General features: G+C 63.3%; 21 protein-coding genes. 17 read left to right on the top strand and 4 right to left on the bottom strand.

Annotated elements, in window-relative coordinates:
- The first annotated feature begins 37 nt into the window (after positions 1 to 37).
- From FQ746_RS25870 to ftsB, 4 genes are all read left to right on the top strand, one after another.
- Positions 38 to 1,711: a CTP synthase gene (locus tag FQ746_RS25870; protein WP_144112623.1), complete on the top strand. Its 1,674-nt coding sequence runs from the start codon at positions 38 to 40 to the stop codon at positions 1,709 to 1,711.
- Positions 1,708 to 2,562 (top strand): 3-deoxy-8-phosphooctulonate synthase, encoded by an 855-nt coding sequence (gene kdsA / locus FQ746_RS25865; RefSeq protein ID WP_144112622.1) that lies wholly within the window; start codon positions 1,708 to 1,710, stop codon positions 2,560 to 2,562. Before FQ746_RS25870 ends, kdsA begins: the two co-directional genes overlap by 4 nt.
- Before the next feature lie 113 nt (positions 2,563 to 2,675).
- Entirely contained in the window at positions 2,676 to 3,959 is a 1,284-nt protein-coding gene (eno, locus tag FQ746_RS25860) for a phosphopyruvate hydratase (RefSeq protein WP_097389692.1), read from the top strand.
- Between the two features lie 106 nt (positions 3,960 to 4,065).
- The gene (gene ftsB, locus FQ746_RS25855) at positions 4,066 to 4,497 is read left to right on the top strand and encodes a cell division protein FtsB (protein WP_144112621.1); all 432 of its coding nucleotides are present in this window, start codon (positions 4,066 to 4,068) and stop codon (positions 4,495 to 4,497) included.
- A gap of 89 nt (positions 4,498 to 4,586) precedes the next feature.
- Here ftsB and FQ746_RS25850 read toward each other — a convergent pair whose 3' ends face one another.
- The 3 genes from FQ746_RS25850 to FQ746_RS25840 form a co-directional block, all read right to left on the bottom strand.
- Entirely contained in the window at positions 4,587 to 4,973 is a 387-nt protein-coding gene (locus FQ746_RS25850; protein WP_144112620.1) for a hypothetical protein, read from the bottom strand.
- 48 nt (positions 4,974 to 5,021) lie between these two features.
- Positions 5,022 to 5,972, bottom strand: coding sequence for an Hsp33 family molecular chaperone HslO (gene hslO, locus FQ746_RS25845; RefSeq protein WP_144112619.1), 951 nt, complete (start codon positions 5,970 to 5,972; stop codon positions 5,022 to 5,024).
- Positions 5,973 to 6,036: 64 nt separating this feature from the next.
- On the bottom strand, positions 6,037 to 6,561 hold the full coding sequence (locus tag FQ746_RS25840; RefSeq protein WP_144112772.1) for a gamma carbonic anhydrase family protein: 525 nt from the start codon (positions 6,559 to 6,561) through the stop codon (positions 6,037 to 6,039).
- A gap of 268 nt (positions 6,562 to 6,829) precedes the next feature.
- On the opposite strand from FQ746_RS25840, the gene FQ746_RS25835 reads away from it, so the two are divergent.
- The 10 genes from FQ746_RS25835 to FQ746_RS25790 all read left to right on the top strand — a co-directional run bounded on the left by FQ746_RS25835 (position 6,830) and on the right by FQ746_RS25790 (position 16,060).
- Positions 6,830 to 7,750 carry a ferritin-like domain-containing protein gene (locus FQ746_RS25835; protein WP_144112618.1) on the top strand — a complete coding sequence of 307 codons (921 nt, stop codon included), beginning with the start codon at positions 6,830 to 6,832 and terminating at the stop codon, positions 7,748 to 7,750.
- An 89-nt stretch (positions 7,751 to 7,839) separates the two neighbouring features.
- The gene (locus FQ746_RS25830) at positions 7,840 to 8,724 is read left to right on the top strand and encodes an alpha/beta fold hydrolase (RefSeq protein ID WP_144112617.1); all 885 of its coding nucleotides are present in this window, start codon (positions 7,840 to 7,842) and stop codon (positions 8,722 to 8,724) included.
- Between the two features lie 101 nt (positions 8,725 to 8,825).
- Positions 8,826 to 9,656, top strand: a complete 831-nt coding sequence (locus tag FQ746_RS25825; protein ID WP_144112771.1) for a 3',5'-nucleoside bisphosphate phosphatase — start codon at positions 8,826 to 8,828, stop codon at positions 9,654 to 9,656.
- Positions 9,657 to 9,827: 171 nt separating this feature from the next.
- Positions 9,828 to 10,463: an L-threonylcarbamoyladenylate synthase gene (locus tag FQ746_RS25820; protein WP_144112616.1), complete on the top strand. Its 636-nt coding sequence runs from the start codon at positions 9,828 to 9,830 to the stop codon at positions 10,461 to 10,463.
- Positions 10,464 to 10,510: 47 nt separating this feature from the next.
- Positions 10,511 to 11,173, top strand: a complete 663-nt coding sequence (locus tag FQ746_RS25815) for a site-2 protease family protein (protein ID WP_144112615.1) — start codon at positions 10,511 to 10,513, stop codon at positions 11,171 to 11,173.
- A gap of 5 nt (positions 11,174 to 11,178) precedes the next feature.
- Positions 11,179 to 12,381, top strand: a complete 1,203-nt coding sequence (locus FQ746_RS25810; protein WP_144112614.1) for a tryptophan--tRNA ligase — start codon at positions 11,179 to 11,181, stop codon at positions 12,379 to 12,381.
- A 17-nt stretch (positions 12,382 to 12,398) separates the two neighbouring features.
- Entirely contained in the window at positions 12,399 to 13,031 is a 633-nt protein-coding gene (locus FQ746_RS25805; RefSeq protein WP_144112613.1) for a class I SAM-dependent methyltransferase, read from the top strand.
- Positions 13,032 to 13,074: 43 nt separating this feature from the next.
- The gene (dapA, locus tag FQ746_RS25800; RefSeq protein ID WP_144112612.1) at positions 13,075 to 14,007 is read left to right on the top strand and encodes a 4-hydroxy-tetrahydrodipicolinate synthase; all 933 of its coding nucleotides are present in this window, start codon (positions 13,075 to 13,077) and stop codon (positions 14,005 to 14,007) included.
- Positions 14,008 to 14,139: 132 nt separating this feature from the next.
- Positions 14,140 to 15,279: an outer membrane protein assembly factor BamC gene (bamC, locus tag FQ746_RS25795; RefSeq protein WP_144112611.1), complete on the top strand. Its 1,140-nt coding sequence runs from the start codon at positions 14,140 to 14,142 to the stop codon at positions 15,277 to 15,279.
- A gap of 7 nt (positions 15,280 to 15,286) precedes the next feature.
- Entirely contained in the window at positions 15,287 to 16,060 is a 774-nt protein-coding gene (locus FQ746_RS25790) for an MBL fold metallo-hydrolase (protein WP_144112610.1), read from the top strand.
- A 109-nt stretch (positions 16,061 to 16,169) separates the two neighbouring features.
- Here the strand turns inward: FQ746_RS25790 and FQ746_RS25785 are convergent, their stop codons facing one another.
- The gene (locus FQ746_RS25785) at positions 16,170 to 16,868 is read right to left on the bottom strand and encodes a Bax inhibitor-1/YccA family protein (protein WP_144112609.1); all 699 of its coding nucleotides are present in this window, start codon (positions 16,866 to 16,868) and stop codon (positions 16,170 to 16,172) included.
- Positions 16,869 to 17,150: 282 nt separating this feature from the next.
- On the opposite strand from FQ746_RS25785, the gene ndk reads away from it, so the two are divergent.
- From ndk to FQ746_RS25770, 3 genes are all read left to right on the top strand, one after another.
- Positions 17,151 to 17,576, top strand: a complete 426-nt coding sequence (gene ndk, locus FQ746_RS25780; RefSeq protein ID WP_144112608.1) for a nucleoside-diphosphate kinase — start codon at positions 17,151 to 17,153, stop codon at positions 17,574 to 17,576.
- 228 nt (positions 17,577 to 17,804) lie between these two features.
- Complete coding sequence (rlmN, locus tag FQ746_RS25775; RefSeq protein WP_144112607.1) at positions 17,805 to 18,956, top strand: 23S rRNA (adenine(2503)-C(2))-methyltransferase RlmN; 1,152 nt, start codon at positions 17,805 to 17,807, stop codon at positions 18,954 to 18,956.
- A gap of 236 nt (positions 18,957 to 19,192) precedes the next feature.
- On the top strand, positions 19,193 to 20,296 hold the full coding sequence (locus FQ746_RS25770; RefSeq protein ID WP_144112606.1) for a RodZ domain-containing protein: 1,104 nt from the start codon (positions 19,193 to 19,195) through the stop codon (positions 20,294 to 20,296).
- Positions 20,297 to 20,331: the final 35 nt, after the last annotated feature.

Here is a 20,331-nt window from a genome sequence, read left to right as displayed (position 1 = left end):
TTACGGTATAATCCGTTTTTCCCGCGAGCATCCAGCGATGACCAAATATGTTTTCGTCACCGGCGGCGTAGTTTCTTCCCTCGGCAAGGGTATTGCCGCCGCTTCCCTCGCCGCGATCCTCGAATCGCGCGGTCTCAAAGTCACCCTCCTCAAGCTCGATCCCTACATCAATGTCGACCCCGGCACGATGAGTCCGTTTCAACACGGCGAAGTGTTCGTGACGGAAGACGGAGCGGAGACGGACCTCGACCTCGGCCATTACGAGCGCTTCATCAGCACGAAGATGCGCAAGGCCAACAACTTCACCACCGGCCAGATTTACGAATCGGTTATCCGCAAGGAACGCCGCGGCGATTATCTCGGCAAGACGGTGCAGGTCATCCCGCACATCACCAACGAAATCCAGGCGTTCATCGAACGCGGCGCAGCGTCGGCCACGTGTGGCGAACCGGACGTCGCAATCGTCGAAGTGGGCGGCACGGTGGGCGACATCGAGTCGTTGCCGTTCCTCGAAGCCGCACGTCAAATGAGCCTGCGCATGGGCCGCAACAGCGCGTGCTTCGTGCACCTCACGCTGGTGCCCTGGGTCGCCACCGCCGGCGAACTGAAGACCAAGCCCACGCAGCACAGCGTGCAGAAGCTCCGCGAAATCGGTATCTCGCCGCACGTGTTGTTGTGCCGTGCCGACCGCCGCATTCCCGACGACGAGCGCGCGAAAATCTCGATGTTCTCGAACGTGCCCGAAGACGCGGTCATCTCCGTGTGGGACGCCGACAGCATCTACAAGATTCCGCAGATGCTGCACGACCAGGGTCTCGACGCGATCATCTGCGAAGAACTCAAGCTCGCGCCGAAGCCGACCGATTTGTCCATGTGGTCGAGTCTCGTCGAAAAACTCGAAAACCCGAAGCACGAAGTCACCATCGGCATGGTCGGCAAGTATGTCGATCTGACCGAGTCGTACAAGTCGCTCATCGAGGCGCTGCGTCATGCGTCCATGCATACGTCGACCAAGGTGAACATCGAGTACATCGACTCCGAAGAAATCGAAACGCACGGTGTCGAAAGCCTCAAACATCTGGACGCGGTGCTGGTGCCGGGCGGCTTCGGCCGGCGCGGGACCGAAGGCAAGATTGCCGCCATCCGTTATGCGCGTGAAGCGAAGGTGCCGTATCTCGGCATCTGTCTGGGCATGCAGCTCGCGGTCATCGAATTCGCGCGCGACGTGGTCGGCCTGAAGAACGCGAACAGCACCGAGTTCGATCAGGAAACCGAAAATCGCGTGGTCGCACTCATCACCGAGTGGTACGACCGCGAAGGCAAGGTCGAGAAACGCACGGAAGCATCGGACCTCGGCGGCACGATGCGCCTCGGTTCGCAACGTTGCCCGATCAAGCCCGGCACGATGGCCGAAGAGATTTATGGCAAGGACGTGAACGAACGTCACCGCCATCGTTATGAAGTCAATAACCGCTTCGTGCCCCAGCTCGAAGCCGGTGGCCTTATCATCAGCGCCCGTACGCCGAGCGAAGATCTGCCGGAAATGATGGAGCTGCCGCGCAGCATGCACCCGTGGTTCGTCGGTGTTCAGTTCCACCCGGAATTCACGTCCACGCCGCGCGACGGTCATCCGTTGTTCAGGTCGTTCGTCGAAGCCGCGTTCGCGCATCAGCAGTCGCGCACTACGAAAGAAGTCGGGGCACAAGCATGAAACTGGGCGATTTCGAAATCGGGCTCGACAAGCCGTTTTTCCTGATCGCCGGCACCTGCGTGGTCGAGTCTGAACAGATGACCATCGACGTGGCCGGCCGGTTGAAGGAAATCTGCGCGAAGCTGAATATCCCGTTCATCTACAAATCGTCGTACGACAAGGCCAATCGCAGCAGCGGCAAGTCGTTTCGCGGTCTGGGTATGGACGAAGGTTTGCGCATCCTGTCGGAAGTGAAGCGTCAGCTCGGTTTGCCGGTGCTGACCGACGTTCACGCCGAGCACGAAATCGAGCAGGTCGCATCGGTCGTCGACGTGTTGCAAACGCCGGCGTTCCTGTGCCGTCAAACGGATTTCATTCACGCATGCGCGCGCTCGGGCAAACCGGTCAACATCAAGAAAGGCCAGTTTCTCGCGCCGCACGACATGAAGAACGTGATCGACAAGGCGCGTGACGCCGCGCGTGAAGCGGGTTTGTCGGAAGACCGCTTCATGGCGTGCGAGCGCGGTGTGTCGTTCGGGTATAACAACCTGGTGTCGGACATGCGCTCGCTTGCAATCATGCGCGAAACCGCTGCGCCAATCGTGTTCGACGCAACGCATTCGGTGCAGTTGCCGGGCGGCCAGGGCACGAGCTCCGGTGGTCAGCGCGAGTTCGTGCCGGTGCTGGCGCGTGCGGCGGTGGCCGTGGGCGTGTCGGGTCTGTTCATGGAAACGCATCCGAATCCTTCAGAGGCGAAGTCGGACGGTCCGAACGCAGTGCCGCTCAATCGCATGGCCGACCTGCTGGAAACGCTGGTCACGCTCGATCAGGCCGTCAAGCGCACACCGTTTCTGGAAAGCGATTTCAACTAATCGCACGCAATGGTCGTCGAACGTATCGGTGCACAGGTTGTCTGTCGGGGAGACCGGCAAGTGCCCGATACCGCGTCACAGTAAAGAATTCAACGTCATTTCTTGAGGAAACCATGAGTGCTATCGTAGATATCATCGGTCGAGAGATTCTCGATTCGCGAGGCAACCCCACCGTCGAATGCGACGTGCTGCTCGAGTCGGGCACGATGGGCCGCGCTGCGGTTCCGTCGGGTGCATCGACCGGTTCGCGCGAAGCGATCGAACTGCGCGACGGCGAAGCCGGCCGTTACGGCGGCAAGGGCGTGCTGAAGGCCGTCGAGCACATCAACACCGAAATCTCCGAAGCGATCATGGGTCTCGACGCTTCCGAACAGGCTTTCCTCGACAAGACTTTGCTGGAACTCGACGGCACCGACAACAAGTCGCGCCTCGGCGCCAACGCGATGCTGGCCGTGTCGATGGCGGTGGCGAAGGCCGCCGCTGAAGAAGCCGGCCTGCCGCTGTATCGCTACTTCGGCGGCTCGGGCGCGATGCAACTGCCGGTGCCGATGATGAACATCGTCAACGGTGGCGCGCACGCGAACAACAGCCTGGACATCCAGGAATTCATGATCGTGCCGGTCAGCCAGCCGACCTTCCGCGAAGCACTGCGCTGCGGCGCCGAAGTGTTTCACGCGCTGAAGAAAATCCTGAGCGATCGTGGCATGAGCACGGCAGTGGGCGACGAAGGCGGCTTCGCGCCGAACTTTGGCAGCAACGACGAATGCCTGTCGACCATTCTGCAAGCCATCGAGAAAGCAGGCTATCGCGCCGGTGAAGACGTGCTGCTCGCACTCGACTGCGCCGCGAGCGAGTTCTACCACGACGGCAAGTACCAGTTGGCGGGTGAAGGCCTGCAACTGTCGTCGACGGAATTCGCCGACTACCTGGCGAACCTGGCCGACAAATTCCCGATCGTGTCGATCGAAGACGGCATGCACGAAAGCGACTGGGCCGGCTGGAAAATTCTCACCGACAAGCTCGGCAAGAAAATCCAGCTAGTGGGTGACGACCTGTTCGTGACCAACACGCGCATCCTGAAAGAAGGCATCGAGAAGGGCATTGCCAACTCGATCCTGATCAAGATCAACCAGATCGGCACGCTGACCGAAACCTTCGCCGCCATCGAAATGGCTAAGCGCGCGGGTTACACGGCGGTCATCTCGCATCGCTCGGGCGAAACCGAAGATTCGACCATCGCCGACATCGCAGTCGGTTTGAACGCCGGTCAGATCAAGACGGGTTCGCTGTCGCGTTCGGACCGCATCTCGAAGTACAACCAGCTGCTGCGCATCGAAGAAGACCTCGGCGATATCGCCAGCTATCCGGGCAAGTCGGCGTTCTACAATCTGCGCTAAGCGGCAAACCGCAGCGCTGACCGATGAGCCGGTTCTCCCTCGTTTCTGATTGACCCCGCCGCCCTGCGTATAGCGCAGGGCGGCGTGTATTTATTGTGCTTACTTCATGCGGCTCGTCACTGCTGTCCTGATCGTTTTACTGGCGCTGATCCAGTACCCGCTCTGGTGGGGCCACGGCGGCTGGTTGCGCGTGCACGAGTTGCAACAGCAACTGGCGCAGCAGCTCGGGAAGAACGCCGATGCGAAGGTGCGCAACGAACGCATCGGCGGGGAAGTCCAGGATTTGCAGAACGGCACGGCCGCAGTCGAAGAGCGGGCCCGCTACGAGATGGGCATGGTCAAGGACGGCGAAGTGTTCGTGCAGTTCGTCGCACCGAATGCGCCTTTGCCGAGCGCCAATACGCCGTCGGTGACGACGTCGACCCGCGGCGAAGTGTCGGCCGCGCCGCTGCATGTCGTGCCGAATCCGGTATCGCGCGCGAAGCCGGATCGCAAGCACGGTGGAAAGACGGAGAAAGAGAAGAAGGGCGCGCATTGAGTAACGGCGCGTAACCGCTTGCTCGATGACGAATAAAAAAGCGCGGACTCGATTCAGAGCCGCGCTTTTTTATTTGCGTTTTCACGCAGTTACCAGCCCAAGTAAGACCCGTAGCCGACACTCACGCCTGTTCCCCAGCCGCCTCGTCCCCAGCCGCCGCCGTAATAGCCGCCATAGACGCTCACCGGCGGCGAGTAGTAACGCGAGTAAGCCTGCGCGGCATTGTCCGCAGCGATCGCCTGATCCTGCTCGGCCATCACCTGTCGATCGATCGCGTCGTAGCGCTGGCGCTCGGCGGGTGTCAGCGGTTGCGCCGGGCCGCCGATACCGGATTGATCCGCCGGCAGCCGGCTATAGATCGGCGAAGGTCCCGGCGGATCCATCATGCAGCCGGCCAGCGCTGCGCTGCCCGCCGCGACCACCACGAATAAGGCCGTCGGGGAGATAAAACTTTTCGAAGAAGCCGCGTATTTCATGATGGATCTCCAGTCGCACCGTCGCACGCACGCGTGGGCTTTCTGCGCTCAATGCCGCTGGTCGGCCGCCGGCGAAATGCCTTGCGAGAGCGCGTTGGCGACGAAGAGTTGGGCGACATCCACGGGATCGAACTCGTAGCGCTGGTTGCAGAACTCGCAATGAATCTCGACGTGACCGCGCTCTTCTATCACGCTGTCCACTTCTTCGCGGCCGAGCATCTTGAGCATCGCGCCGACCTTTTCGCGCGAGCAGGTGCATTCGAAACGCGCGCTGGCCGGCTCGAAATGCTGGACGTTTTCCTGCCAGAACAGACGCCGGAAAATCGTCTCCGGCTCTTCCTTCAGCAGTTCGTCCTGCGACATCGTGCTGCCGAGCGTGCAGACGCGCTCCCACGTGTCCGCATCCAGGTCGCCGGGGTGCGGGACGATACCGCCGTCACCGGGCAACTTCTGCAGCAGCATGCCGACTGCGCGCTCGGTGTTCGCCGCGAGCCACAGGCGCGTGTCGAGCTGTTCGGAGTGATGCATGTAGTGCTCGAGCACTTCGGCCATCGACTTGAGCGGGCCGTCCACGCCCGACAGCGGCACGATACTTTGGTACGGCTGCTGACCGGGCTGCTTGTCGCGCGGATCGAGCGTGATCACGCAACGGCCGTGGCCGCTCGCGTTCAGCATGTCGATCATCGAGGTGGCGTCGCCGAGCGTCTCGGCGGTGTCGCCGGACAGCTTCGCCGTGGCACGCATCGACAGGTCGGAGCTGCACTGCACCACCAGCATCTTGACCGGGCCGTCGCCGAAAATCTGCATGACGAGCGTGCCGTCGAACTTGAGATTGGCGGACAGCAGCGCGCAGGCGGCCATCATCTCGCCCAGGATCGTGCGCACGGGCGCGGGGTAATCCCGGCGTGTCAGCACTTCCTGCCACGTATTGCGCAGCGAGACGATCTCGCCGCGTACGGGCGCCGCGCTGAACATGAATTTTTGCAACTGGTCGCTCACAACTTTTCCTCGGTCGATTGGCGCGGCGTGATGCCGCGCCTCGCGCGCCGCGCGCTCCGGCTGATTAGCCGATGCGCACGAGCTGCGCCTTGTAATAGTCGCGGCGCTCGGCGTAAGTGGCCGTGCCGCGTTGCATTTTGGCGATATCCGCCTCGGACAGTTCGCGCACCACTTTGGCGGGCGCGCCGAGGATCAGCGAATTGTCGGGAAATACCTTGCCTTCGGTGACGACGGCGCCCGCTCCGACCAGACAGTTGCGGCCGATCACCGCACCATTCAAGACCACGGCCTGAATTCCGATCAACGAGCCTTCCTTGATCGTGCAACCGTGCAGCATGACCTGATGGCCGATGGTCACGTTCGGCTCGACGACCAGCGGGAAGCCGGGGTCGGTGTGCAGCACCGAGCTTTCCTGAACGTTGCTGCCCGCGCCGATGGTGATCATTTCGTTGTCGCCGCGCAGCGTGGCACCGAACCATACGCTGGAATTTTCCTCCAGCGTCACTTTGCCGATGATATTCGCGGAGTCGGCCACGAACACGCTTTCGTGGATGGTCGGCGCGGCGTCGCCAAGCTTGTAAATGGTCACGGTGTCTCCTGTTGATCGGTCGCGGCGCGAGCGGACGAGCGGGAAGAGGCGGCGGTGAACGGCGCGCTCCCGCGCACGACGGGCGCCAGAAGGTAAGTCGAATCGAGTATTGTAAACGTTTGTGTGGTTCGGCTGCATGGCGTAGCGGCGGGGCGTGCGGGCTGTGCGGCGTATCTGGCGCGCTGGTTCTGCCGCCGTGCTCTGGCCTTCGGCTGTGGCTACTCTCAACCTCTTGCCCGCTCCCGCCCAATGCGGCGCTTCACTACTCATGGTTCTCTCCGCTGTGTCCGAATCGCCTGCTGTCGTTCCCGCCGATATTCCTGCCGACTCCGCCGATGCGACCGGATACGCCGTGGGCTGCGTCCGCGCGGCCGCTCTGGCGGCATTGCGCGAAGCCGACCCGCAGCTCAAGGCGGCTGCGGCGCGCGCGGTCTACGAGGCGGTTCTGGACGGCCGCATGATCTGCGACCCGGCGCTGCGCCTCGCCGAACCGCCCGGCCTGCCGGGCCGGCCCGCCAGTCCCGAACTGGTCGATCCGCGTCAGTTGAAACGCCGCAGCATGCAATCGCCGCAAGGCCGCGCGGTGCTGTTGCACGCTCTCGCGCATATCGAGTTCAACGCAATCAACCTCGCTCTCGACGCCGTCTGGCGCTTTGGCGACATGCCGGCGGGTTTTTACACCGACTGGCTCAAGGTCGCCGCCGAAGAGGCTTACCACTTCTCGCTTCTAAGCGCGCGTCTCGCGGAATACGGCCACGCCTACGGCGATTTCCCCGCGCACGATGGCTTGTGGGACATGTGCGAGCGAACCCGCGTCGACGTGCTCGCGCGTATGGCGCTCGTGCCGCGCACGCTGGAAGCGCGCGGCCTCGACGCGTCGCCGCCGATTCGCGCGCGTTTGCAGCAGGCGGGCGATCACGCCTCGGCGGCGATTCTCGACGTGATTCTGCGTGACGAAATCGGCCATGTGCTGATCGGCAACCGCTGGTTCCGGTATCTGTGCGATAGCGTCGGGCTCGATCCGCACGCCACCTACGCCCGTCTCGCCGATCAGTATCACGCACCGAAATTACGCGGACCGTTCAATTTCGAGGCGCGCCGCGACGCCGGTTTCGACGAGGCGGAACTCGCCGCGCTGGTCGCGCTGGCCGGACTCGACGCCGCGCCGCCGGCAGCGCCTTCAGCCTAGGACTGAAGGCGTTCTGCAACGCCCGTGCGCTTGCCCGAGCGGCATCTCGTTATAATCGAACGATCATTCTTTTTTCGAGCGTCCCGTTCATGAATACAGCCCAGTCCGAATTCGTCGCCGTGCGCGGCATCCGTCTGCATGTGCGGCGTTGGGGCAATCCCGATGCGCCCAAACTGTTCATGCTGCACGGCTGGATGGACGTGGCGGCGTCGTTCCAGTTCGTCGTCGATGCGCTGAGCGGCGACTGGCAGGTGCTGGCGCCGGACATGCGCGGCTTTGGTCTGTCGGACTGGCCGGTCGCCCAGCAGGGCGGCGGCAATTACTGGATTCCTGACTATGTCGCCGATCTCGACGCGCTGCTCGACCATTACGCGCCGACCGGCGAGGTGAATCTGGTGGGACACAGTATGGGTGCCAACATCGTCTGCGTGTATGCGGGCGTGCGGCCGGAGCGGGTACGCCGGGTGGTCGACCTGGAAGGTTTCGGCCTCGCGCCGGCGCATCCGGCGCAGGCGCCGAAGCGCATCGCCAACTGGCTCGACGAATTGCGCGACCCGCCACAACTCAAACGCTACGCAACGCTCGACGACGTCGCCGCGCGTCTGATCAAAACCAACCCCCGGCTGGCGCCGGCGCGCGCGCAGTATCTCGCGCAGCACTGGTCGAAGCCCGACGGCGAAGGGCGTTTCATGCTGCTGGCCGATCCGGCGCACAAGCTGCGTGGCCCGACGCTGTACCGGCTCGACGAAGTCATGGCCGTGTGGGCCAAAGTGCGCGCGAAGGTGCTGCACGTGGAGGCGGCCAACTCGCCGACGCTCGCGCAACTCGCCGGCGAGATTCCTCTCGACGAATACCGGGCGCGTTTCAAGGCGTTTCCGAACTGGCGCGAGAAGATCATCGACGAGGCGGGGCACATGGTGCATCACGACCAGCCGGAGCAGGTGGCCGCGCTGATCGAAGGTTTCTGCGCCTGACGCGTTGGCCGGCTGCCCCACGCCCGGCGTCACCGACGAGATAGCGCTGCGGCCCTTTAGTGCGTTGCAGTAAAATGGCCGCTAACCTTTTCAAGACCATGATGAACGCCGATCTCCACTGTCACTCCACCGTATCCGACGGCCACTTCGCGCCGGCCGACGTCGCGCGCCGCGCGCACGCGGGCGGCGTGACGCTGTGGGCCTTGACCGATCACGACGAACTGGGCGGCCAGCAGGAAGCGAAACGCACCGCCGAAGAGCTCGGCATGGCCTACCTGAGCGGCGTCGAAATTTCGGTGACGTGGGCGTCGCGCACCGTGCATATCGTCGGTCTCGGCATCGATCCCACCAACACCACGCTGATCGACGGTCTCGCGCGCACGCGCAGCGGCCGCGCCGCGCGGGCCGAAGCAATCGGCGAGCAACTGGCCGCGCTGGGCGTCCCGGACGCCTATCGAGGCGCACTCAAATACGTATCGAACCCGGACATGATTTCGCGCACGCACTTTGCGCGCTTCATGGTCGAAAGCGGTTACGCCACGTCGACGCAGGATGTTTTCTCGCGTTATCTCGGCGACGGCAAGGCCGGTAACGTGCCGCATCGCTGGTCGAAGCTGGCCGACGCGGTGGGCTGGATTCAGGCGGCGGGCGGCGAAGCGATCGTTGCCCATCCGGGCCGCTACGATTACACGCCACTCGAATTCGACGCGCTGTTCGCCGAATTCATCGATCTCGGCGGCAAGGCGATCGAAGTCGTGACGGGCAGTCACACGCCCGATCAATACCGCGAATATGCCGACGTGGCGCGCCGCTTCGGTTTCGAGGCGTCGCGCGGTTCCGATTTCCACGCCCCCGGCGAAGGCCGCGTCGATCTCGGCACGTTGCCGCCGCTGCCCGCCGATCTCAAGCCGGTCTGGGAACGCTGGCTGTGACCGCTGGCGGGGAAGTCCTGTCGGCGCGTGCGCGACTTGCGCGACTTGTGCGGCGTGCGTTGCGAGCCGGCCTGCGCTTTGCTCCTTATACTCGTGTCCGGCCTGGCGCTTTCGTGGCGCCTGGTGTCACTGTACGTTCACGTTAGTCACCGGCAGTCACCCCCAGTCACCATGTCCCAATATTTCCGGCTTCATCCCGACAATCCCCAGCCGCGCCTCGTCAAACAGGCGGTGCAGATCATCAACGATGGCGGTGTGGTGGCGTTGCCGACCGACTCGAGCTACGCGCTCGCCTGCCATCTCGACGACAAGGACGCGGTCGAACGGTTGCGACGGATTCGCGGACTCGACGAGAAAGCACTGCTCTCGCTGCTGGTGCGCGATCTGTCGGAACTGGCGAACTTCGCGATGGTGGACAACCGTCAGTACCGGCTCATCAAATCGGTGACGCCGGGCCCGTACGTGTTCGTACTGCAGGCCACCAAAGAGGTGCCGCGGCGCCTGTCGCACCCCTCGCGCAAGACGATCGGCCTGCGCGTGCCGGATCACGCGATTACGCTGGCGATTCTCGAAGAACTCGGCCAGCCGCTGATCGGCTCGACCCTGATCATGCCGGGCGAAACCGAGCCGCTCAACGATCCCGAGGAAATCCGCGCGCGGCTCGAAAAGCAGCTGGATCTGGTGATCGACGGTGGCCCCTGCGTGTGCGAACCCTCGACGGTGATCGACCTGAGCGGCGCGGCGCCGGTTCTGGTGCGCCCCGGACGCGGTTCTCTCGCGCCTTTCGGACTCGAAGAAACGGCGTGAGCGCCAGCGGACAGACGCCCGCCATCGCGTTGTTACAATAGCGAGTTATGGATTCTTCCCTCATACAAACCATTGCGGTCTACGCGTTGCCGGTGATTTTCGCGATCACGTTGCACGAGGCCGCGCACGGTTACGTTGCGCGCTGGCTCGGCGACAACACCGCTTACGTGCTCGGGCGCGTGTCGCTCAACCCGATGCGCCATATCGATCCGCTCGGCACGATCGCCATTCCGCTGCTGCTGTATTTCGCCACGAGCGGCGCCTTCATGTTCGGCTATGCGAAGCCCGTGCCGGTCGCGTTCGGCAATCTGCGCAATCCGCGCTGGGGCAGCTTGTGGGTCGCAGCGGCGGGGCCGGCCTGCAATTTCCTGCAGGCGTTGATCTGGGGGCTGGTGGGCGTGGGCCTCGCGGTGGCCGGCGTCGAGGAGCCGTTCTTCACGCGCATGGCCGCGGCGGGTGTTGGCGTGAATCTCGTACTCGGCGTGCTCAATCTGTTCCCGCTGCCGCCGCTCGACGGCGGTCGCGTGCTGATGGCGCTGTTGCCCCCGCGCCAGGCGATTGCGCTGTCGCGCCTCGAGCCGTACGGTTTCTTCATCGTCATGGCGCTCGTCATGACGGGCACGCTCACGCGTTACTGGCTGAGCCCGCTCGTCACTTTCGGCTACGGCGCATTGACGGCCATCCTGACTCCTCTCGTCTCGCTCTTCTGATCGCCATGTACCCAGACCGTATCGTTTCCGGCATGCGGCCCACCGGGTCGCTGCATCTCGGCCACTATCACGGCGTGCTGAAGAACTGGGTGCGGCTGCAGTCCGAGTACCCGTGTTTCTTCTGCGTGGTCGACTGGCATGCGCTGACCACGCACTACGAAACGCCCGAGGTGATCGAAAAAAACGTGTGGGACGTGCTGGTCGACTGGCTGGCTTCGGGTATCGACCCGGCGCAGGCCACGCTGTTCATCCAGAGCAAGGTACCCGAGCATGCCGAGTTGGCGCTGCTGCTCGGCATGAGCACGCCGCTCGGCTGGCTCGAACGCGTGCCGACCTACAAGGAGCAGCAGGAGAAACTGAAGGACAAGGACTTGTCCACGTACGGTTTTCTCGGCTATCCGGTGTTGATGGCGGCCGACATCCTGCTGTATCGCGGCTCGCTGGTGCCGGTCGGCGAAGACCAGGTGCCGCACGTGGAAATGACGCGGGAAATCGCGCGGCGCTTCAATTATCTGTACGGCCGCGAGCCTGGATTCGAGCAGAAGGCGAACGACGCGGCGAAGAAACTCGGCGGCAAGCGCGCCAAGCTGTATCACGAGTTGCGCAGCGCGTACCAGCAGGAAGGCGACGACGAAGCGCTCGAACAGGCGCGCGCGATGTTGCAGGAGTCGCAAAGCCTGTCGATGAACGACCGCGAGCGTCTGTTCGGCTACCTCGAAGGATCGCGCAAGATCATTCTGGTCGAGCCGCAGGCGCGGCTGACCGAGGCGTCGCGCATGCCGGGGCTGGACGGCCAGAAGATGTCGAAGTCGTATGGCAACACCATCGGTCTGCGCGAAGACGCCGAGACGATCACGAAGAAGGTGCGCACCATGCCGACCGATCCGGCGCGCGTGCGCCGCACCGACCCCGGCGATCCGGACAAGTGCCCGGTGTGGCAACTGCATCAGGTGTACACGAGCGAAGCCACGCACGAATGGGTGCAGCAGGGTTGCCGCTCGGCGGGCATCGGCTGCCTCGAGTGCAAGCAGCCGGTGATCGAGGGCATTCTGCACGAGCAGCAGCCGATGCTCGAACGCGCGCAAAAGTATATGGACGACCCCTCGCTGTTACGCGCGATCGTCGCCGACGGCTGCGACAAGGCCCGCCGGTACGCGATGGAAACCATGCGCGACGTGCGCGAAGCGATGGGCCTGTCGTACAACTGAGCGCCGGAGACGAGACGATGACGGGCTTTTCTTCGAGTCGTTCCGATTCCGCCGCGCCGGTTCCCGCTTCGGCGCACGGTATCGGCGAGCCCTCCCGCTGGGTGCGTCACTGGACGCATCTGGTCGCGGCGGGCGGCGCGGTGCTCGACGTGGCGTCGGGAGCCGGGCGGCACGCGCGCTGGTTCGCGGCAGCGGGTCATCCGGTGACCGCCGTCGATCGCGATGCACAGGCGCTGCATGGATTGCGCGACGAGCCGTCGATCGACATGCTGGTGGCCGACCTGGAAGGCGGCCCGTGGCCGCTGCGCGACGACGCGCGCTTCGCCGCGGTGGTCGTGACGCACTACCTTCACCGCCCGTTGTTTCCACGGCTTTTGCGCTCGCTCGCGCCCGGCGGCGTGCTGATCTACGAGACCTTCGCGCAAGGAAATGAAAGTGTCGGCAAGCCGTCGAATCCCGCCTTTTTACTGGCGCCGGGCGAGCTGCTCGACGTCGTGCGCGGACACCTGAGGGTGGTCGCCTATCAGGACGGTTTTCTTGCAGAGCCGCGTCCCGCCTACGTTCAGCGCATCTGTGCGGTGGTGCCGCCGGCGCCCTCGACGGACCCCGCCCGGGCGGTGCCTTTGCCTTGTTACGAGTTGGCTGGCTAATCCGCTACAATCGCGCTTTACCTGATCAAATTCATGGCGTTTCATGACAAACGGCACTCAGAACGGCAATCACAGCAGTCACGCCCAAAGCGGCGTTCAGATTCGCGGCAGCATTCCCGCCATCATCACGCCCATGCTCGAAGACGGCAGCCTCGATCTGCCGGCGTTTCGCAAACTGATCGACTGGCATGTTGCAGAGGGCACCAACGCGCTAGTTGTCGTCGGTACGAGCGGCGAATCGGCCACGTTGTCGGTCGAAGAGCATGTGCTGATGGTCAAAACCGCGGTCGAGCACACGGCGGGCCGGATTCCGGTGATCGCAGGCTCGGGCGGCAACTCCACCACCGAAGCCATCGAACTCACGCAGCAGGCTAAAGCCGTCGGCGCGAACGCCACGCTGCAGGTCGTGCCGTACTACAACAAGCCGACGCAGGAAGGCATCTACCGCCATTTCTCGAAGATCGCCGAAACGGTGGATCTGCCGGTCATTCTGTACAACGTGCCGGGCCGCACCGTCGCAGACATGAGCAACGAAACGATTCTGCGTTGCGCTCAGGTGCCGGGCATCATCGGCGTGAAGGAAGCGACTGGCAGCATCGATCGCGCCGCGCATCTCATCAAGAAGGCGCCCGCTCACTTCGGCATTTATAGCGGCGACGACCCCACCGCCATTGCGCTGATGCTGCTCGGCGGCCACGGCAATATTTCGGTCACCGCCAACGTCGCACCGCGCGCCATGAGCGAACTGTGCAAGGCGGCACTGGCCGCCGACGCTAAAACCGCCCGCGAAATTCATCTGAAGCTCCTGTCGCTGCATAAGTACCTGTTTGCCGAATCGAACCCGATTCCGGCGAAATGGGCGTTGCAGCAAATGGGTCGTGTGCAGGGTGGCATCCGCCTGCCGCTGACGCCGCTCGACGCGCAGTACCACGAGGTGGTGCGCGGCGCGTTGCGCGAAGCAGGCCTGCTGGGATAAAGCGGAGCCGTTCAGGCATCCGCCAGCGCCAACCGAAGCCCGCCACCGGCATTCCCTTTAACCGACGTCGACTCCGCCCACGTTCCCGGCACACCGAACCAGGCACCGCGTTCCAGCATCACGAAGGACCTCATGAAACGTTCCGCACTTTCCCTCCACGCAACCCGCATGGCGGCGCTGGCGCTTGCCTTGACGACGCTCGCCGGCTGTGACTCGCTGAACGACTGGTTTGCCTCCGACCGGGTCAACTACAAGGGCGCGGGCAGCGCGCCGCCGCTCGCCGTGCCTGGCGACCTGACCACCACGAAGAGCGATCAGCGTTACGTTGCGCCGCCGGCCAATCTGGCCTTGGGCGGCGCGCAGACGCGCGCGGTGACGGCCGCCGGCAATGCGACCGAAGGCCAGCCGAATGCGCAGGATCCGCTGGGCATGCATATCGAGCGTGACGGCGATCGCCGCTGGCTGGTGGTCGACGGTCGTTCGCCTGAGCAGTTGTGGCCGCAGTTGCAGGAGTTCTGGCAGGAAAACGGTTTCGCGCTCAAGACCGACGCGGCGTCGACCGGCATCATGACGACCGACTGGGCCGAGAACCGCGCGAACATTCCGGACGACTGGTTCCGCCGGACGGTGGGGAAGGTCATCGATTTCGCGTATTCGTCGGGCACGCGTGACAGCTTCCGTACGCTCGTGTCGCGCGGTCCGTCGGACACCACCGACATCTCCATCACGCACAGCGCGATGGAAGAAATCATGACCGGCCAGGACAAAACGTCGTCGCGTTGGGAAGAGCGTCCGCGCGATCCGGCGCTGGAAGCGCTGTTTCTCACCAAGCTCATGCAGAAGTTCGGTCTGACCGAAACGCAGTCGAAGCAGTTGCTGACGGACGCGCGTCCGGCCGTCGCGCCGGCCACGCTCGACCAGACGGCGGGCGCATCGACGCTCGATCTGCCGGAATCGTTCGATCGCGCGTGGCTGCGCGTCGGTCTCGCGCTCGACCGCACGAATTTCGCCGTCGACAATCGCGATCGTTCGAAGGGCATCTACTACGTGCGTTACGCCGACTCGATGCAGGAACTGAAGCGGGAAGGGCTGTTCGGCAAGCTTTTCTATAGCGGTAATTCGGCGAAGAAACCGGGTCAGGAATTCCTCGTCAATGTGCGCTCGAAGGGCGACGCCGTGACCCAGGTGGCCGTGCTGGACGCGAACGGGCAACTGGATAATTCCACCGACGCGCAGCGCATCGTGACGCTGCTGCACGCTCAACTGAACTAAGCGGACTGTGCGATTCGCCAGTCTAGGCAGCGGCAGCGAAGGCAATTCGCTGCTGGTGGAAGCACAAAGCGGCGCGACCACCACGCGTGTGCTGCTCGATTGCGGTTTTTCGGCGAAAGAGGTCGAGCGGCGGTTGGTGCGGCTCGGCACGAGTGCCGAATTTCTCGATGCGATTCTGATTACGCACGAACATAGCGACCACATTGGTAGCGCGCTGACTTTGGCGCGCAAGTGGTCGATTCCGCTGCATATGAGTTGGGGAACGGCGCGCGCGGTGGGTGCCGACGACACCGGCGTCGATCTGCGCGTGTTGTGGGGCGACGAGGCGGTCGCGATCGGCGATCTCAGCGTGCTGCCTTACACCGTGCCGCACGACGCTCGCGAGCCACTGCAGTATGTGTTTTCCAACGGCGCGAGCCGGCTCGGCGTGCTGACCGACGTGGGCACGTCGACGCCGCATATCAGCGCCGTGTTGAGCGGCTGCGACGCGTTGATTCTCGAATGCAACCACGACTTGCAGATGCTCGCGGGCAGCCGTTACCCGCAGTCGCTCAAGGCGCGCATCGGCGGCAATCATGGGCATTTGAACAACGACGCGGCGGCGCAGATTCTGGCTTCGCTCGATCGATCGCGCTTGCGTCATCTGGTGGCGGCGCATCTGAGTCAGCAAAACAACTTGCCGGAACTTGCTCAGGCGGCCATGGCCGGGGTGCTGGGCGCGGCGATTACTGAAGTGCTGGTGGCGACCCAGAGTGATGGGTTCGACTGGTTGAGTTTGTAGCGGCTGGCTCATCGTTTGTCGCGGCGGCGCGGCGGCGATAAAAAAAGCCCATGACGATTGCTCGCCATGGGCTTTTTTGTGCCGGCCGGTTCGGCCTGCACGTCAGCACTTAGTTACGATTGCCGCCGAAGATACCGAGGATCGCCAGCAGGTTCACGAACACGTTGTAGAGATCCAGGTAAATCGCGAGCGTGGCGGTGATGTAGTTCGTTTCGCCGCCGTTCACGACGCGCTGCACGTCGAACAGCATGTAGGCCGAGAAAATCACGATGGCCATGACCGACACCGTGAGCATCAGCGCGGGCAGATGCAGGAAGATGTTCGCGACCGAAGCCAGCAGCAGCACGATCACGCCCATGAACAGCCACTTGCCGAGACCAGAAAAGTCGCGCTTGCTGACCGTGGCGATGGTGGCCATGGACGCGAAGATCACACCCGTGCCACCGAAGGCAAGCATGATCAGCGACGGGCCGTTGGAAAAGCCGAGTACGAAGCTCAGGATGCGCGACAGCATCAGGCCCATGAAGAACGTGAAGCCGAGCAGAACGAAAACGCCGACTGCGCTGTCTTTTGTTTTCTGGATGGCGAACATGAAGCCGAACGCGATGGCGAAAAACGCCAGCATGCTCATGGCGGGACTGGTGGCGGCGAACAGCGAGAAACCCGTTGCCAGACCCACGTAGGCGCCGAGCACGGTCGGGATCATGGACAGCGCCAGCAGCCAGTAGGTGTTCCGTAGCACGCGGTTGCGTGTTTCGACCGTGCTGACCGCACCAGTGCGGCCAAAGCTATACGGATGATCGTTCATGGTCTCTCCTTACGTCGGAAGCGTGTTACGTGATGGTGATCTAGCCGGAGCGGCGCCGCCTGGAAACGCGGTGCGCCGCAACCTGGTTCATGTCTAAGATTGATGCGCGGGCGGGGAGTTTCAATGCCCTGAAAATGACCGCAGGCCCTACGCTACCAGCAATCAGAATTCCGTGCGCGAACCCTTTCAGAGTTGTAAGGGTTCAATCGAAATCATACACGGGAACATGCTACAATAGCGGATTCATTTGAATCTGTAACCTCATAATTTTTTGGAGTTTTTATGGCGATCGAACGCACCCTGTCGATTATCAAGCCGGACGCAGTGGCCAAGAACGTGATCGGCCAGATCTACAGCCGTTTCGAAAACGCTGGTCTGAAGATCGTGGCATCGCGCATGGTTCACCTGTCGCGCGCCGACGCAGAGAAGTTCTACGCTGTGCACGCAGCACGTCCGTTCTTCAAGGACCTGGTCGATTTCATGATTTCCGGCCCGGTGGTCGTGCAGGCGCTGGAAGGCGAAAACGCCATCCTGAAGCACCGTGAGCTGATGGGTGCAACGGACCCGAAGAAGGCAGACAAGGGCACGATCCGCGCCGACTTCGCCGACAGCATCGACGCCAATGCCGTGCATGGCTCGGACGCTGCTGAAACGGCCGCTGTCGAAATCGCGTTTTTCTTCCCGCAAGTCAACGTCTACTCGCGTTGATATTCGCGTGATTCCGGCGCTGGCCCGGCGCGGTTCTAACCTGAGCCCGGCCAACGCTTGTCAGACCGATGCGCAAGCCCCGCGCGATTCGTGCCGCCGACCGGATTTGTCGCACGAATCGCCGGGCAAAGTAGTAAGGTAAAAGCAGCAGGAATGGGCGCGATCGGCATTGCGTTCATGCAGCTTGTTGCATGAACGTAGTCTCGCACTGAAATGGCAGGATTCGATATGACGACCGGCTCCACCGTCAACCTTCTCGACCTCGACGCCCAAGGGCTTGTCGCCTACTGCGGCAGCCTGGGCGAGAAGCCGTTTCGCGCCAAGCAATTGCAGCGCTGGATTCATCAATACAATGCGGCCGATTTCGACGGCATGACGGACCTGGCCAAGTCTCTGCGCGAAAAGCTCAAGGGACGCGCCACGATCTCGATGCCGGGCATCGTCAGCGACAATATTTCTACCGACGGCACACGCAAGTGGCTGATCGACGTCGGCAACAGCAACGCGGTCGAAACCGTCTATATCCCCGAAGAAACACGCGGCACGCTTTGCGTGTCGTCGCAGGCCGGGTGCGCCGTCAACTGCCGTTTCTGTTCCACCGGAAAGCAGGGTTTTTCCCGGAATCTCACTACCGCTGAAATCATCGGCCAGTTGCGTATGGCCGAATTTGCTCTGCGCGCGACCCGCGGCGCGGATGGTGGCCGGGCGACGGGCGGCGACGGCAAAGGCGAGCGCGTCGTCACCAACGTCGTCATGATGGGCATGGGCGAGCCGCTGCTCAATTACGACGCGGTCGTGCCCGCCATGCGTCTCATGCTCGACGACAACGCGTATGGCCTGTCACGGCGCCGCGTCACGTTGTCCACCTCGGGTGTGGTGCCCATGATGGACCGTCTAGGCGCCGATCTGCCGGTCGCGCTCGCGGTGTCGCTGCATGCGCCGACCGACCCGCTGCGCGACATGCTGGTGCCGCTGAACAAGAAGTATCCACTGCGCGAACTGATGGCAGCCTGCCAGCGGTATCTCAAGGTCGCGCCGCGCGATTTCATCACGTTCGAATATTGCATGCTCGACGGCGTGAACGACAGCGAAGCGCAAGCGCGCGAATTGCTGGCCGTCACACGCGACATACCTTGCAAATTCAATCTGATCCCGTTCAATCCGTTCCCGGAGTCGGGGCTGTTGCGCTCGAAGAACGAGCAAATCAAACGGTTTGCGCAAGTGCTGATGGACGCGGGCGTCGTCACGACCGTGCGTAAAACGCGCGGCGACGACATCGACGCGGCTTGCGGTCAGCTGGCCGGCGCGGTGAAAGACCGCACGAGGCTAGCGGAACGCACCGGCAAGGCCGCCAGGATCATCGAGGTCCGGGCTATTTAGCCGGACCGACGCAGGACGGCCACGGGGCAGCGGCCGGAATCGCAAGCAGGCACCGCGTAAGAAAAAGCGTCGCCTGGTCGTTGATTGAAAAGAAAGTTTGCAGAAGCGATCGGAAGCGGCACAAGAGGCCGCGCATTTTGTTATAAACGGTCTGCGAATCGGGTGTGAGGTCAGGGCGTGAGGCCGGCGCCTACCCGGGTTGCACGAGTGAAAAAATCGACGCTAAAGGATTTGGGATGAGTGAGCCGCAGCACCCGCAGCCGCACGACACAGAGACCAACGAAGGCCGCCCGGCGCCGGGCGCGCGGGCAGCGGTGCAGCCTGCCGTGCAGCCGCCGATGGATTCGCTGGCAGCGGTGGGCGCGCGCTTGACCCAATTGCGCGAGTCGAAAAACTGGACGATCGACGACGTGTCCGCCCGTCTCAAGGTGTCCGCAATCAAGCTGCGCGCGCTCGAATCCGGCGATCTCACGCATTTGCCGGACACGACGTTTGCGCTCGGCGTGGTGCGTAGCTACGCAAAAATGCTCGGCGCCGATCCCACGCCGTTCACCGAAGTATTGCGACGTGAAAAAGGCGTCCCGGCACCCAATCTGTCGATGCCGGCTTCTTCCGGTCGCGATTTGCCGCGTGGGCGTGTTTCGCTGTCGCTAGGCGGGAGCGGACAGAAAAGCCGGTCATGGTTGTGGGGCGTGGCAGCCGTCGTCGTCGCGGTTATCGCGCTCGGCATGTGGCATACGAATAGTGGCGAGTCATCGGCGTGGCTCGCGCGGTTGAAGGCCAGCGCGAGCAGTTCGCCGGGAAGCGCAACGGGCGCCTCGGGAGCGGTCGCGCAAAGTCAGGGCGCGGGTTCGGAAGCGCTCGCCTTGGAAGCGGCGTCCACGCCGGAAGCACAAAGCGGCGACAATGCGGCCTCGGCAACGCCGATGCCCGCACCGCTGGCAACCGGCACCGCATCGTCGTCTGCGGTACCGGTCACGGCAATGACCGCGTTACCGCAGGCAGCTTCGTCCGCACCGGCGCCCGCGGCAGCAGCGTCTTCAGGCGCGACGGCGACGGCGACGGCCACCGCAACAGTCGCACCGGCGGCAGGCCAGGCGCAGGTCGCCTTGCGAGTGAAACAGGACAGCTGGTTCAGCGTGCGCGGCAACGACGGCAAGGAAGTGTTCTCCGGCCTTGTCCACGCAGGCGACACGAAGGAAGTGACGGGCGTGGCTCCGTTCAAGGTCACCGTCGGCAACCGCGCCGGTCTCGAGTCGTTGACGCTCGACGGCCAGCCGGTCGATCCGGCTAAATATTCGGCGGCAAAGGGTAATGTGGCGCGCTTTGCGCTGCCTTGAGAACATGGTGCGCGCCGCGGCCAGACCGGTCGCGG

Origin of the sequence: Paraburkholderia sp. BCC1886, from assembly GCF_900996245.1 — a bacterium.
In the GTDB taxonomy this organism is placed as follows: Bacteria; Pseudomonadota; Gammaproteobacteria; order Burkholderiales; family Burkholderiaceae; genus Paraburkholderia.
This window is presented reverse-complemented; position numbering and strand designations above follow the sequence as displayed.

What these genes read in the sequence shown, in the direction of transcription:
- FQ746_RS25870 (WP_144112623.1), top strand. Translation starts at nt 38, where the DNA reads ATGACCAAATATGTTTTCGTCACCGGCGGCGTAGTTTCTTCCCTCGGC.
- kdsA (WP_144112622.1), top strand. Translation starts at nt 1,708, where the DNA reads ATGAAACTGGGCGATTTCGAAATCGGGCTCGACAAGCCGTTTTTCCTG.
- eno (WP_097389692.1), top strand. Translation starts at nt 2,676, where the DNA reads ATGAGTGCTATCGTAGATATCATCGGTCGAGAGATTCTCGATTCGCGA.
- ftsB (WP_144112621.1), top strand. Translation starts at nt 4,066, where the DNA reads ATGCGGCTCGTCACTGCTGTCCTGATCGTTTTACTGGCGCTGATCCAG.
- FQ746_RS25850 (WP_144112620.1), bottom strand. Translation starts at nt 4,973, where the DNA reads ATGAAATACGCGGCTTCTTCGAAAAGTTTTATCTCCCCGACGGCCTTA.
- FQ746_RS25835 (WP_144112618.1), top strand. Translation starts at nt 6,830, where the DNA reads ATGGTTCTCTCCGCTGTGTCCGAATCGCCTGCTGTCGTTCCCGCCGAT.
- FQ746_RS25830 (WP_144112617.1), top strand. Translation starts at nt 7,840, where the DNA reads ATGAATACAGCCCAGTCCGAATTCGTCGCCGTGCGCGGCATCCGTCTG.
- FQ746_RS25825 (WP_144112771.1), top strand. Translation starts at nt 8,826, where the DNA reads ATGAACGCCGATCTCCACTGTCACTCCACCGTATCCGACGGCCACTTC.
- FQ746_RS25820 (WP_144112616.1), top strand. Translation starts at nt 9,828, where the DNA reads ATGTCCCAATATTTCCGGCTTCATCCCGACAATCCCCAGCCGCGCCTC.
- FQ746_RS25815 (WP_144112615.1), top strand. Translation starts at nt 10,511, where the DNA reads ATGGATTCTTCCCTCATACAAACCATTGCGGTCTACGCGTTGCCGGTG.
- FQ746_RS25810 (WP_144112614.1), top strand. Translation starts at nt 11,179, where the DNA reads ATGTACCCAGACCGTATCGTTTCCGGCATGCGGCCCACCGGGTCGCTG.
- FQ746_RS25805 (WP_144112613.1), top strand. Translation starts at nt 12,399, where the DNA reads ATGACGGGCTTTTCTTCGAGTCGTTCCGATTCCGCCGCGCCGGTTCCC.
- dapA (WP_144112612.1), top strand. Translation starts at nt 13,075, where the DNA reads ATGACAAACGGCACTCAGAACGGCAATCACAGCAGTCACGCCCAAAGC.
- bamC (WP_144112611.1), top strand. Translation starts at nt 14,140, where the DNA reads ATGAAACGTTCCGCACTTTCCCTCCACGCAACCCGCATGGCGGCGCTG.
- FQ746_RS25785 (WP_144112609.1), bottom strand. Translation starts at nt 16,868, where the DNA reads ATGAACGATCATCCGTATAGCTTTGGCCGCACTGGTGCGGTCAGCACG.
- ndk (WP_144112608.1), top strand. Translation starts at nt 17,151, where the DNA reads ATGGCGATCGAACGCACCCTGTCGATTATCAAGCCGGACGCAGTGGCC.
- rlmN (WP_144112607.1), top strand. Translation starts at nt 17,805, where the DNA reads ATGACGACCGGCTCCACCGTCAACCTTCTCGACCTCGACGCCCAAGGG.
- FQ746_RS25770 (WP_144112606.1), top strand. Translation starts at nt 19,193, where the DNA reads ATGAGTGAGCCGCAGCACCCGCAGCCGCACGACACAGAGACCAACGAA.